The organism is Streptococcus sp. HMSC065C01 (assembly GCF_001813525.1).
Classification (GTDB): domain Bacteria; phylum Bacillota; class Bacilli; order Lactobacillales; family Streptococcaceae; genus Streptococcus; species Streptococcus parasanguinis_V.
The window spans coordinates 39,061-51,125 of the sequence record NZ_KV812856.1 but is presented as its reverse complement, the minus strand read 5'-3'; the positions used below and the strand labels follow the sequence as shown (position 1 = coordinate 51,125).

16 protein-coding genes are annotated in these 12,065 nt (G+C 42.4%); all 16 read right to left on the bottom strand.

The features are described 5' to 3' along the window. Positions 1 to 42: 42 nt before the first annotated feature. Entirely contained in the window at positions 43 to 774 is a 732-nt protein-coding gene (locus HMPREF2918_RS04795; protein WP_070594727.1) for a CPBP family intramembrane glutamic endopeptidase, read from the bottom strand. A 72-nt stretch (positions 775 to 846) separates the two neighbouring features. Then, complete coding sequence (locus HMPREF2918_RS04790) at positions 847 to 2,040, bottom strand: acetate kinase (RefSeq protein WP_070594726.1); 1,194 nt, start codon at positions 2,038 to 2,040, stop codon at positions 847 to 849. Between the two features lie 51 nt (positions 2,041 to 2,091). Beyond that, a complete protein-coding gene (locus HMPREF2918_RS04785; protein WP_003019156.1) occupies positions 2,092 to 3,045 on the bottom strand; it encodes a class I SAM-dependent methyltransferase in 954 nt (317 codons plus the stop codon). Positions 3,046 to 3,075: 30 nt separating this feature from the next. Further along, entirely contained in the window at positions 3,076 to 3,543 is a 468-nt protein-coding gene (gene comGG, locus HMPREF2918_RS04780; RefSeq protein ID WP_256263193.1) for a competence type IV pilus minor pilin ComGG, read from the bottom strand. Further along, positions 3,500 to 3,952 carry a competence type IV pilus minor pilin ComGF gene (comGF, locus tag HMPREF2918_RS04775; protein WP_070594724.1) on the bottom strand — a complete coding sequence of 151 codons (453 nt, stop codon included), beginning with the start codon at positions 3,950 to 3,952 and terminating at the stop codon, positions 3,500 to 3,502. The genes comGG and comGF overlap by 44 nt, the downstream gene beginning before the upstream one ends. Further along, complete coding sequence (gene comGE / locus HMPREF2918_RS04770) at positions 3,942 to 4,229, bottom strand: competence type IV pilus minor pilin ComGE (RefSeq protein ID WP_070594723.1); 288 nt, start codon at positions 4,227 to 4,229, stop codon at positions 3,942 to 3,944. Before comGE ends, comGF begins: the two co-directional genes overlap by 11 nt. Continuing rightward, the gene (gene comGD / locus HMPREF2918_RS04765) at positions 4,195 to 4,599 is read right to left on the bottom strand and encodes a competence type IV pilus minor pilin ComGD (RefSeq protein ID WP_070594722.1); all 405 of its coding nucleotides are present in this window, start codon (positions 4,597 to 4,599) and stop codon (positions 4,195 to 4,197) included. Before comGD ends, comGE begins: the two co-directional genes overlap by 35 nt. Next, complete coding sequence (comGC, locus tag HMPREF2918_RS04760; RefSeq protein WP_070594721.1) at positions 4,589 to 4,906, bottom strand: competence type IV pilus major pilin ComGC; 318 nt, start codon at positions 4,904 to 4,906, stop codon at positions 4,589 to 4,591. The genes comGD and comGC overlap by 11 nt, the downstream gene beginning before the upstream one ends. Further along, positions 4,903 to 5,934, bottom strand: a complete 1,032-nt coding sequence (gene comGB / locus HMPREF2918_RS04755; RefSeq protein ID WP_083307796.1) for a competence type IV pilus assembly protein ComGB — start codon at positions 5,932 to 5,934, stop codon at positions 4,903 to 4,905. Before comGB ends, comGC begins: the two co-directional genes overlap by 4 nt. Beyond that, positions 5,867 to 6,808: a competence type IV pilus ATPase ComGA gene (gene comGA / locus HMPREF2918_RS04750; RefSeq protein ID WP_070594720.1), complete on the bottom strand. Its 942-nt coding sequence runs from the start codon at positions 6,806 to 6,808 to the stop codon at positions 5,867 to 5,869. The genes comGB and comGA overlap by 68 nt, the downstream gene beginning before the upstream one ends. An 85-nt stretch (positions 6,809 to 6,893) precedes the next feature. Then, positions 6,894 to 7,283 (bottom strand): DUF1033 family protein, encoded by a 390-nt coding sequence (locus HMPREF2918_RS04745; protein WP_031572596.1) that lies wholly within the window; start codon positions 7,281 to 7,283, stop codon positions 6,894 to 6,896. Between the two features lie 223 nt (positions 7,284 to 7,506). Next, positions 7,507 to 8,610: a family 8 glycosyl hydrolase gene (locus HMPREF2918_RS04740; protein WP_045758997.1), complete on the bottom strand. Its 1,104-nt coding sequence runs from the start codon at positions 8,608 to 8,610 to the stop codon at positions 7,507 to 7,509. A gap of 8 nt (positions 8,611 to 8,618) precedes the next feature. Further along, positions 8,619 to 9,929 carry a glycosyltransferase family 2 protein gene (locus tag HMPREF2918_RS04735; protein WP_045758996.1) on the bottom strand — a complete coding sequence of 437 codons (1,311 nt, stop codon included), beginning with the start codon at positions 9,927 to 9,929 and terminating at the stop codon, positions 8,619 to 8,621. After that, complete coding sequence (locus HMPREF2918_RS11340) at positions 9,922 to 10,062, bottom strand: hypothetical protein (protein WP_003009749.1); 141 nt, start codon at positions 10,060 to 10,062, stop codon at positions 9,922 to 9,924. The genes HMPREF2918_RS04735 and HMPREF2918_RS11340 overlap by 8 nt, the downstream gene beginning before the upstream one ends. Before the next feature lie 9 nt (positions 10,063 to 10,071). After that, entirely contained in the window at positions 10,072 to 10,860 is a 789-nt protein-coding gene (locus HMPREF2918_RS04730; RefSeq protein ID WP_045758995.1) for a hypothetical protein, read from the bottom strand. Beyond that, positions 10,861 to 12,015: a non-hydrolyzing UDP-N-acetylglucosamine 2-epimerase gene (wecB, locus tag HMPREF2918_RS04725; RefSeq protein WP_070594719.1), complete on the bottom strand. Its 1,155-nt coding sequence runs from the start codon at positions 12,013 to 12,015 to the stop codon at positions 10,861 to 10,863. Positions 12,016 to 12,065: the final 50 nt, after the last annotated feature.

Genomic DNA, 12,065 nt, shown 5'->3' with positions numbered 1-12,065 from the left:
ACGAAGGTTCTGCATCAAAACTCATTGGTACCTACCATTTTATCATAATTTATCATGGAAGAAAACTCTCGATACTGGCAATAAACAAAGGAGTATGACCACCGGATAATAATAAGCCAGCGCATTCAAGGTCATATGAAGGCAAATGCTATACTCGATCCGCTTATAGCGATAAGCCACCCAAGTTAAGATCAAGGACATGCCTCCGTAAGCTACCCACTCCCCTAGGGTACTCGGTCCATGCAAGTAAGTAAAAAAAAGAGCACCGGCTAGGTAACCGATCGGTTCTGCCCCTCGAAAGATCAAACGAGAGATAATGGCCCGACAGAGCAGCTCTTCTAGAATCGGAGCGACAAGGATCACGACCATCCCCATGGCAAGAAAAGGAGCATGAGATTGTAGTTCATTCAGAGCCGCTTGGTTTGCCGTCGTACCACCTGCCTCTTGTTTCAACAAGGGATAGGCGAGCAGGTTATTAGCCATCAACAAGAGAAGAAAAAGAAAATTTCTCCCCAGAGCTGGCCAGGTTATGACCCAAACATCTAAGTTCTCCAGAGGGCTCATCTTGATGACCCTATAAAAAACAAAGAGTACTGCCACTGTCGCCAAAAGAGTGAGGATAGTGACCCACCTTGCATCCATTCCTTCTTGAAGGGAATAAACCATAGTGATGAGGGGAAATTGTGAGAGAAAGAATAAGGGCACAAAAAGAAGGAGCCAGAGGGCATTCTTACATAATGGGTGCTTTCGAACAAAAGACTGTATATTTTTCAATGGACAACCTCTTTCTTGTATAAAATAAGAAGACTGGGGCTTTCGCCTCCAGCCTTCTCACTTTATTTCAGTTTACTGATTTTTGAAACGTTCAACGTCACGCGCAATCACCAACTCTTCATCAGTTGGAATCACCAATACCTTCACACGGGAATCATCTGTGGAAATATCTCCGACAACTCCAAAGACGTTCTTTTCAGGGTCGACCTTGCAGCCAAACCAGCTGATTCCATTGATAATAGAAGAACGAACGTTTACTGCATTTTCACCGATTCCTGCTGTAAAGATGATGGCATCTGCACCATTCAAGACTGCTAAGTATTGACCGATGTATTTTTGCAAACGATCGATAAAGATATCGTAAGCCAATTTGGCTTTTTCGTCTCCATTGTGCATCGCTGTATGAATATCCCGCATGTCGCTAGAAGATTCAGAAACACCCAGAAGACCTGATTCACGATTGAGGATGCGGCTGATATCTTCAGGCTTATTGAAATCCTCTGTATGCTCCATCAAGTAAGGAATAATCGCTGGATCGAGATCCCCTGTACGGGTTCCCATCATGACACCACCTAGAGGGGTGAAGCCCATTGAGGTATCGACAGAGATTCCCTTGTCAACCGCTGTAACAGATACACCATTTCCAACGTGGCAGGTGATCAATTTCAATTCTTCTAATGGTTTTCCAAGAAGTTTAGCAGCTTCACCAGCTACATACTGGTGACTGGTTCCATGAGCGCCGTATTTACGGACCTTATTTTCTGTGTAATATTTGGTTGGAAGAGGATAACGATAAGCTTTTTCCGGCATAGTTGTATGGAAAGAAGTATCAAATACCACAACACTGGTAATATTTGGACAAATCTCTCTAAAGGCACGAATTCCAGCTGCATTTGCAGGATTATGAAGAGGTGCTAACAAAGACAATTCTTCTACTTTTCGAAGGACTTCGTCATCTACCAAGGCAGAATCCTTGAAGTATTCTCCACCAGCAACGACGCGGTGGCCCACACCTGTAATCTCATCGTAGGATTTGATAATATCAAAGCGAATCAAATCATCCAACAAAATTTTTACAGCTTGTGTATGGTCCTGGATATCTAATACTTGTTTTTCAGAGCGTCCATCAAATTTAACAGTTGAAATAGAATCTTTCAAACCGATCCGTTCAATCAACCCTTTTGCAAGAACAGTTTCCTCTGGCATTTGGTACAATTGCCATTTCAAACTAGAGCTTCCTGCATTAATAGAAATTGTTTTCGACATATATTCACCTCATTAAGCGTTTTCACTTCCTCTATTATATCAGATCTTTGATCAAATTTCACTATCCTTTAACCAGTTTTGGAAACTTTCCATAAAGTGAACCACCTGGTCTTGATCCTGGAGATCGGTAAAAGGATAGACAAAGGGCTGAACAGACTCTTCTTCTTGTTTCCGTAGGACGAAAATCGTCTTCGCATAGGCTGGATTTGAAAAAAGAGATTCTGGCAAGGTCAGCATGGCAAGGAGTTGGGCCTTGTCTGTTAGCCAAGCTTTTAACAGATCACTCTGAGGACTCGTCAAGAGGTTGTTTGGAGCTAAAAAGATGGCTACTCCTTGAGGTTTCAGGTATTTCAGAGCCTGTTCCATCATGAGGTGATGGGCATAGGTATGGCCTTCGGAGCTCGCTACCTGATAGCGCTGTGCAATCGCATCATCTGGATAATAACCAATAGGAAGATCACTAACGATCAAGTCACTTTCTTTCAACACTTGTGGGCGAACCGCATCGCCTTGTGCAAAGACAACACTGGATTCCATCACATCTGCGATACTAGCAGATAGGTCAATCAAAAGATCATCTACTTCCAATCCTAAGTAATCAATCGTGAGACGGCTATTGTTGACAATGGTCTCAGCGAGATTTCCGGTTCCACTTCCCACTTCTAAGACATCCAGTTGGTCGCTTTTAGCCAACTGATCGATCAAAAATGTAATGATAAAACCAATCGCATCTGGTGTGAACTGGTGATTCGCTTGTAAAGGTTCTGTCTGAGCAGCTTTCATAAAAAGGAATTGGTAGGCTCTGCGCCATTCTTCCTTACTTAAACCTAGTTCTTTTAATTTTTTGCTATTGTTTTTAACAATGTCTAAATCCGTCTTGCCATCCAAATACATGGCATTTTGTTCAATCAAGGCGTCATAAAAGTTGGTCGACAATTCATTTTGAATACTTTGAGTGTTTTCTAATAGATAGGTATAAGCTTGTTCAATTTTTTCGAAATTCATGATTTCCTCCGCACCCTATCATACCAAAAATTAGTCTTTTTCGCTATTTTCTGATGGTTCCTTGATCTCGTTTGGCGTCTCTTCAGAAGGTGTTTCGCTCCCTGCCTTCGCCTTATCTTTCTGTGTCTTCTTCTTTTCTTTTTGGCTCTTCTTACTTTCTTTTTCTTCCCTTACTGGAAGGACAAACTCATAGCTTTCGCCATCCATCTCAGCTTGGGCATGAAGAAAACCAGTATCCTTCTTTAGCTGAACTGTTCCAGACTTTAAATGAATCTCCGATGTCTTCTCATCACTCTTTCTCTTTTCAAGAGCCATTTGCACCAAAGCATAAGCCCGAAGGCGCTCTTGACTCGTCTTTAAGATCCGTCTCTCCGCAACCTGACGGTGCAGGTAAAACTGAAGCAAGAGACTAAAAATCGCTGCCATCAAGAGAGCGTAAAGCAAGACACCAGCCTTAACTTTTTTCATTTTGTATCGCTGGTACCACATGGTAGACATACTCCCTTTCTAGACCTTCTTCAAAATCCAACCGCAGATGAAGCAAATCTCCCTCCTGCCAAATTTGGCTAGAGCGAACACCTGAAATCATAGGCTGATAGCCCCTGCCCTTATCATCTGTTTTTCGGATATCATCTCCTTTAGATTGGCCAATAGCAATTGGTTTTTGATCCTGAACCAAGTAGATATGATTGTCCGCTACTTTTTCAAAATGACTCCGGTCCAATTCCACCTGCAATTGTTGCTGAAAAAGTATCCATTCTTCCTGCTTTTGATGCGCCTGGTAGTCCAATTCAGCATGCAGAAGCTTGGTCAAGCCTTGAAAGACCAGCACTCCCCCACTAAGCACTAAGAGAGCGACCAAGGCTTCGAGCAGGGTAAAGGCCTTGACCTTTCCTTTATTCCACATGCAGCACCACCTTTCCTTGATGATAGACCGTGAGTTGATCGGCATCTTTTTCGACTTGAACCTGAATACCATTGGCCTCAAGATGATTTTGCCCTGTCTGAAGCGCCATTTGAGCGACAGATAAGACCTCTACCTCTTTGAAATCCACTAGTCGCTCCTTGCGCGAACGCCGGATCTCCCCTAACAATAAGGTCGTAATCATGGCAAATAAACCCAAGGCTACCAAAGATTCTATGAGAATACTAGCGGGAACGGATGCTTTTTTTAATTTTCCCATTTCCAAGCGACAGTTGATAAGTCACCACTCCTCTCTGTGTCTGAAAGTGAACATTGGCCAGGGATGAATTGCCACCTGCACGGTCTAAACGAATAGTTTTAGGATCTTGCAAAATAACAGAATCAGGAATCTCCACCGTCTGATAAGGCGTTCGAATCTTCCTTGCAGTCATTTCAACATCCAATTCCGTTTGCCTTGCCAGTGCTATCTTCTGGCTTTCTTGATAGAGGTGTTCAAACTCTGCAAAAAATACTTTTTCTTCCACCTGCTGAAAGCTCGTCTTGATCGATCCCGATAAGCCCAGATAGATAAAACTGACAATCATCAAGGTCAGAAGGGTCTCCACCAAAGTGAAGGCCTTAATCTGCAACCGCACGAATTTCTCCACTATTTTTCGCATAATAGGCACGGTAGGATTCTGCTTGTTTGTTGGTAATATTTCCATCAGCAATCAGTTTTGCTAGGGTGGCCTGGTCATTGGTATGATTGAGCTCGTACAATTCAGCCTGACTTTCGACCACCTTCACAACCGCTGCATTTCCTGTCTCTTTCACGGAGTCTTTTTGCTTGGTCAAATTCGGCACAAAGAGCAATAAGAGCACACTGATGATCAATAAGACCACCAACATTTCAATAAGTGTAAAGGCTTTAACCTTATAGGTTTTTAATTTTTTCATAAATGAACCTCCATATTTTGATAAATCGGCAGCAACATGGCTGCATAGAGTAACACAATCACAAGAGCCACAAAGACAAACACCAAGGGTTGTATCACATTCATGGCCTGGTGAACCCGACGAAAGAAATCTTCCCATGTTTTTTCAGCGTAGATCTCTAGTTCACTTCCGAGCTTTGATTTGACTTCACCATATTCAATCATAAGGGACAATTCTTTTTTGAAAAAAGGATACCCCCTGACCGTCTTTGAGAAGGACTGGCCACGATCTAAAGAAAGAGCTAAGTCCCTTCCAATTTCTTGAAAAAGCTGGGATTTTTGCTCCTGCATCATGGAAAAAATCTGAGATAACTCCAATCCTTGCCCAATCAGATTGCCCCATTCCCTGGCATAATAAGCTGTCAAATAAGCTTGAATCATGCCTTTCCCGAAAGGCAGATGAGACAAGTTTCTAAAAATTTTGATCTTGCCTGACTTTCGATAATGGAGAAAGCCGAGTAAGAAGAAGGCCACCAGTCCCGATCCTAAGGCCAAAAAGAGTTTGGGGAAGGAACTGATCAATTGCGTCCCAATATTTTGAGCATCCATTTGAGGGAGCAAATAATTGCGCAAGCCTAGCATAATCAGAACCAAAAATCCAAGCAAGATAAGAGGATAAGTGCTCACCTCGATCAGCTTTTTCTTGACCTTGCACATGTTTTCTAAGTAAGCACTGATTTTCTCCAAGCTCAATGCAAGATTGCCATGGAGCTCAGCAAGAGACAGCTGTGTCGTCACTGCATCTGAAAAACCGATCCCTGCCATCATCTCTGAAAAACTCCGGCCCCGCGAGAGATCCTCTCGCATCTTGGAAACCAAACGACTCTCCACTAGGTGAGAGCGATCTAGAAAATCGACAATCTCAGACAGATGAAAACCACTCGAATAAAGATTCAAAAACAATTCGATGATTTGCTTTTGTTTAGCGGTAGATAATTTTTTCGGCTTGCGCCTGAGCCAGCTGGATAGATCCTGATTGAGCCAAGAGATCCATTTGTTGGTTCCAGCGGCTGGCTGAGTGCTCTTGATAATTTTCCGTCGCAAAATCGACCACACCTCCTCCTGCAATTAATCGTTGGTAACAAATACCTTGTAAAACAATCTTGAGCTCTTCCTCACTCACTCCAAGTTCTAAGAGCCTCTCATAAACACCTCGAACGCTCTTGGCATGAATCGTAGAGAAGACGGTGACTCCTGTCAAACTAGCTCGTACAACTGCACGGGCCGTTTCCTTATCTCGGATCTCCCCAATAATGAGAAGATCCGGTCGATGACGTAAGGAGAGTTTGATCAGGTTGTCATAGGTCATGCCGATCTGGTCATTCAGCTGAAGCTGAAGCATATTCTCTTGCTTGATCTCGACAGGATCTTCAATAGACATAACTTGTTGGTCTGCAAAGCGCTCTTGCGCCAAAGCATGCATGAGAGTGGTCTTTCCCGAGCCAACGGGACCTGCAAAGAGATAGAGGCCACGACCAGCCAATTTCTTCTTCAAGTCTGGCAATTGATCAAACCAAAACCGCAATTCGCGTTCCTCATCATGCAAAAGCCGAATGACCAAGCTTTCATAGCCACGATAATCCCCCACCGTCGACAAGCGAATCGATACCACTCCATTCTCCAAAGGGTAATCACACGATCCTAGCTGGCTGCGCCTTTTTTCTCCCACATTCATCCCTGCTACAAATTTAAAATGGCTGATAATAGCCGTCATCTCCTCAAAAGGAAAGGATTGCACAAAACGCCTCTCATCTCCGACCCTCATAAAAACCTGATACTCCTCCTTCCGAGGAACGAAATAGAGATCCTGAGCTTCTTCCTTCTTCCCCATACGGATCAATTTTTTTGCAATTTCTTGAACCATAGCTCCTCCTCTCACTTATACTATTCGAAAAAGAAAACAAAAAAGAAGACTTTCTAGATCGCTCTAAAAAATCTTCTGATTTTTCTTATGACAGGGTCGTCCCCTTTTTTGAATCGAGTGTATATTGACAAGAACGGTGTTTGCGACTGCCTCTTTCCTTTTCGTAGCCTGGGCGGAGCTTGCTTTTAGGGATCTTATGCTCGTCTTCTAGGAGGACAATCGAATGGAAAAACTGCACATCTTCACTGCAGTCCTCACACCACTCTTGCTCCTTGGTATCCCAAAAGATCGTCATGAGGTCACTCCGACTCTTATAACTTGGAAAGTGCTCATTTAACTCCAACCACTTCTGCTTGTAGTATTTCAAAGCCTGGTAATAGTCTTCAAACTTCCGACTACTCACGATATCTTCTTCCCAACCTTCTAAAAACCACCAGGGTTCACAGTCCCCGTACATTTCAATCACTCGATACATAAACTCTTCCATCCTTTGTATCCTCTATTATATAGAAAATCCTTTGAGAATAAAAGTTTTCTGCTCAGAGCATGATTTTTCAGGTAGTTTTCAGGTGATTTTCACAATTATTTTTCAAAAATAGACTGCCTAATTGCTATTGGTTCCTTTTTTCGAGAATCAAAAGAAGAGAGTCCCAACAAAATGGACAGACCATCCTGGGGAACTCTCTTTTCTCAAGTATTTAGAACAATTCTAGTGCAATCATAGTTGTCATGGTTGCATCGTAATAGTTATTCAGAGGTAGATCTTGTGTAAAGATATACTTGTTCTGTTGAACCAACTTCAAATAGCCTTTTTCATGTTCAGAGGCATAGACAATCGGTGCCAAAAAGCTTGCTGCCTGATGATTGTTCAAGGCCTTCCCTTTCAAGTCATAACCTGCATACAGGTTTCGTTGACTCTTGAAAAAGTTAAGCATCTTTTTCACCAATTGTTGACTGGTTTTGTCCTTACTTTGAACAAGGTTGTATGGAAGGCGACAAGCGTTATACGAGTAGGCACCATCATACTTGGATTCAATCGTCTTGGGATCCGCTACACGCGTTCCTTGCTCATCTACCCAGATGAAATCAGGTAGTAAACCTGTTTTGGTTTGGGAGCTGATCGTTTGGAGTTGCTGCAACATCTTTTCTTTGATATCCAACCACTTCGAATCTTTTGTCACTTCATAAAAGATCTGGAATTGCGCTGGCAGTGTATCAGACGTCCGCATCAAATGATAAAACTCCGAGTCCTGATTGGCCCAATTCCCCACCGTTAACACACCAGTTTCTTCATTGTAGTTGTGTGCGAGAATATCTTCTAAAATCGCTTTGGCTTGAACCTGGTAGTCTTTGGCTTGCTTTGGCCATTGCTGAGCAGCTTTTAGAAGAGCATAGGCGATGTAGAGATCCCCATCTGTGGCGTTATGATCCTCATCTTTTGCTTTTCCATTGCTGATGGTTTGTTTCCAAGACATCAATTGGGTACCTTCTAAGCGATGATTTAGATAATAGTGATAGAGTCGGTCAAAGTCTGCTTGTTGGGCTTGTCCTTTTTCAGCAGCTGCAACAGTAATGAGCATTCCATAACTTTGCGCCTCGGATAACACTACTGTTTGATTGCTATCATTGGTGGTTCGAACATAGGATTCTTTCCCTTTTGAAACAACAAAATGCTCATTCCACTGACGATAAATTCGATTTCGCATCTCCACTTTACTTCTCGTTCTCGCTAAAAACAAGGTCAAACAGAAAATGCAAAGGATGACTAGAAACCATACATATCTCATCTTTTTCGTATTCATAATCTCTCCTATCCTGCGAATCGTTTTGTTTTAACCCATTTGGTTTCTTTCCGGTGCAATAGTTTATCCATCACAATCGAAGAGATGGCATCAATCGACACAATGATAAACAGTTGAGAATAGGTGAAATAGGCAGCCAAGGCCAACCAAATTTGCTTGGTAGTAGCTTGACCAAATTGTGAGGCAAGAGCCACATTAATCTGAAGCAGATAAAGCCCAATCATCAAGATCCAATTGAAGAGCATCAATTGCGCAATGTAGATATTTTCAGAATCAAAGGCAAATGGAATTTGCACACCTGGCACCACTGTATGGATACACATGGCCAGAATATTGGCAAAAAAGATCAAGTCCGATAAGACGATGGCTGCGTTAAACCAGAAGAAGACACAGGAATAGTTGGTCACTTCCAACTTCACGCGCCAATTTCCCTTACCAAATAAATGCTTGAAGTTGGAAAGAACCACTTCATAATTCCCTTTGGCCCAACGTTTCCGTTGCATATAGTAACTCTTCAGAGTCTCTGGCTCTTGTTGGAAGGCTTCTGAATTATAGGCTAGCGCAATCAACTTCCCACTTTGCATAATCTTGAAGGAAATATCTGTATCCTCAGTCAAGGCACCGTTTTTCCATCCTCCAATACTCTTGACAAATTCGGTTTGAATAATGAAGTTAGTTCCTGGAATCCGTCCAATCTTAAAGAGATGCCACATGCCCACATGATGAACCCGTTGGGTAACGACAATTTCTTGGTTGATACAGCGAGTCAAGAAGTTTTGATTGGCATTCCGCGTTTTATTGCGGCCGAAAGAAGCCACATGACGTTCTGGATCTTTGAGGACTTCTTTCACAAGGAAATAAAGAGCATTCTTTTCAGGCATGGCATCTGCATCATAGACGCAGATATAGTCTCCGGTTGCCATCGCCAAAGCGTCATTTAGCACACCGGCTTTCCCACCTGTCCCGCTTCGATTGATAATGGTCAAATCACGTCCTGCATACTCTGGCAATGCTTTAACCGCCAAACACTCTTCATAGGTTCGATCAGAACAATTATCCGCAAAGAGCAGTAATTCAACACGATCATGTGGGTAGTTCATATCAAGGATCGCTTTAGCTGTTTGTGCAATGACCACATCCTCATTATGGGCGGGCACGACGATCGTCACTTTTGGATAATAAGGAAGCGGATCCGTATTAACACGAAAATCACTGTGTTTAAACCAAAAATGAACGGCTGAAAAGAGGATTACTAAGCCCCAGGCTAAGGACAACCAAATCGAAATCAAGGCAATAATCATCACAATCTGACTAATCATGGTCCACCGCCTTAAAATTTTTATTGACACGGTGGTAAATCACCGTATAAGCTACAAATAATACAATAAAGCACAAGGCAAAAAATACACTGATGCCTACAGCTATATTAAAAAATATATTTGTAAGAGACATGTTTTCCTCCTAATATTCCACAATAATATCTGTTTCAAGTTGACGTTTTAAGTAACGAATCATTTCTTTATAGCGATGGTATTTGGTTCGATTGGATTGATCCACTACAAGAAATCCTGACTGAAATTGGATGCCCTGAACCCCATCTTCTCCTTGGAAAACCAGTCCTTCCAACTGTGGTTTTAAGACCGTCATATAATCGCTCTTCAGATCCCGCTCGCTATCAGAAGATAAGATCAAGAAATTACCGTCTGATACATAATACAAGCTTTCATTTGGCTTCAGATGATGCGTTAACAAATAGTTGATTTGGTTCAAGGTCCGATTGTACTCTCTCGGTTGCAATTGGAAGAACAATTCCTCGTGCGACCAGTGAATGAGTAAGGCCTGAATTGTATCATTGGTTTGTCCGCCATAAGAAGCGATGCGGTTGCGGTAATCTGCGTAAGCTTCTGGCTCTTGATCCTTCACTTTTGCAATCTCTTTAAAGAGGTGGTAGCGAATTTGGGTCAAAATTCCAATCAAGATTGGAAAACTAAAGAGCAGAAGCAAGGCTTGATGAAATGGGATATAGACAACACCCGCCACCAAAAAGACAATCCCTAGGGCAAATGACAACAGGATGGTCCATGTCAACAACAAATCTGATAAAACAATAGCAGAAAATAATCCTAAAACAAAGAATAATCCTTCTTCAATCAGAATCTCTCTTGCAAAAAACAAGCAGTAAAGTAAAAGAAGTACTTCGAAAACAATCAAAATTAGCAACCATCTACTTAACTTTTCCGTTTTTTTCATTTATTCTTTCTCTCCCTCATGAAATTCTTCAGCAGCATCTCCCTGGCCAAAGTAATGTTTAATAGCTTGCACGATTCGCTCAGAAGCTCTTCCATCTCCATAAGGATTTCGGGCATTTGCCATTTCTAGATAAAGATGTTCGTTGGTTAAGAGCTCCGTTATCGTGGATTTGACGACGGCAGGATCCGTACCAACTAATTTCAAAGTCCCTGCTTTGACCCCTTCTGGGCGTTCTGTTGTATCACGCAATACCAATACCGGTTTCCCCAATGATGGCGCTTCTTCTTGTACCCCACCTGAATCCGACATGATGAAGTAACTTCTCGAAGCCAAGTTGTGGAAGTCAAGCACATCTAAAGGTGCAATGAGATGGATCCGATCATGATCTCCTAATAGATCGTTTGCCGCCTCTTGTACCGCTGGACTAAGGTGCACTGGGTAAACCACTTCAATAGTCGGTTCTTGATCCACCATTTCTCTCAGAGCTCCAAAGACCGCTCTCATGGGAGCTCCTTGATTTTCTCTTCGATGCATAGTGACAAGGATGATTTTTTTAGCTGGATCTAATTGATCCAATACTTCGTGATGATAGTTCTCTTGAACCGTGAGTTTCAGCGCATCAATAGCAGTATTTCCTGTCACCACAATAGAGGATTCCGGATGATTTTCTTTTAAGAGATTGGCCTTACTTTCGCCAGTCGGCGCAAAATACAGATCCGCTAGATCATCCGTCATTTGACGGTTCATCTCTTCTGGATACGGAGAATATTTATCAAAGGTTCTCAAACCAGCTTCGACGTGGCCAATGCGGACTTGATTGTAAAAGGCAACCAAACTCGCCGCAAAGGTAGTGGTCGTATCTCCATGAACGAGCACCATATCTGGCTTTTCTTTTTTGATAACTGGATCTAATTGATTCAGAATTTTAGAGGTAATGTCTAATAAGGTCTGGCTTTTCCCCATAATATCCAAATCGTAATCAGGTACGATGTTAAAGGTTTCTAAAACCTGGTCCAGCATTTGACGGTGCTGGGCAGTGACCACCGTAATGGTCTCAACGGTCTCCCTCTGCTTTTGCAACTCCAACACTAAAGGGGCCATTTTAATGGCCTCCGGTCGCGTCCCAAACACAACCATAATTTTCAATTTTCCCATAAACTTCCCCCGTCGACATACATGTAATTCGACATTTTTTTAATTTGTGT

Excerpts from the sequence above, each read along its gene's own strand:
- HMPREF2918_RS04790 (WP_070594726.1), bottom strand. The coding sequence starts at position 2,040 with ATGTCGAAAACAATTTCTATTAATGCAGGAAGCTCTAGTTTGAAATGG.
- comGE (WP_070594723.1), bottom strand. The coding sequence starts at position 4,229 with ATGGGAAAATTAAAAAAAGCATCCGTTCCCGCTAGTATTCTCATAGAA.
- HMPREF2918_RS04745 (WP_031572596.1), bottom strand. The coding sequence starts at position 7,283 with ATGTATCGAGTGATTGAAATGTACGGGGACTGTGAACCCTGGTGGTTT.
- comGA (WP_070594720.1), bottom strand. The coding sequence starts at position 6,808 with ATGGTTCAAGAAATTGCAAAAAAATTGATCCGTATGGGGAAGAAGGAA.
- comGC (WP_070594721.1), bottom strand. The coding sequence starts at position 4,906 with ATGAAAAAATTAAAAACCTATAAGGTTAAAGCCTTTACACTTATTGAA.
- HMPREF2918_RS04730 (WP_045758995.1), bottom strand. The coding sequence starts at position 10,860 with ATGAAAAAAACGGAAAAGTTAAGTAGATGGTTGCTAATTTTGATTGTT.
- HMPREF2918_RS04740 (WP_045758997.1), bottom strand. The coding sequence starts at position 8,610 with ATGAATACGAAAAAGATGAGATATGTATGGTTTCTAGTCATCCTTTGC.
- HMPREF2918_RS11340 (WP_003009749.1), bottom strand. The coding sequence starts at position 10,062 with ATGTCTCTTACAAATATATTTTTTAATATAGCTGTAGGCATCAGTGTA.
- comGF (WP_070594724.1), bottom strand. The coding sequence starts at position 3,952 with ATGTGGAATAAAGGAAAGGTCAAGGCCTTTACCCTGCTCGAAGCCTTG.
- wecB (WP_070594719.1), bottom strand. The coding sequence starts at position 12,015 with ATGGGAAAATTGAAAATTATGGTTGTGTTTGGGACGCGACCGGAGGCC.
- comGG (WP_256263193.1), bottom strand. The coding sequence starts at position 3,543 with ATGTCTACCATGTGGTACCAGCGATACAAAATGAAAAAAGTTAAGGCT.
- HMPREF2918_RS04785 (WP_003019156.1), bottom strand. The coding sequence starts at position 3,045 with ATGAATTTCGAAAAAATTGAACAAGCTTATACCTATCTATTAGAAAAC.
- HMPREF2918_RS04735 (WP_045758996.1), bottom strand. The coding sequence starts at position 9,929 with ATGATTAGTCAGATTGTGATGATTATTGCCTTGATTTCGATTTGGTTG.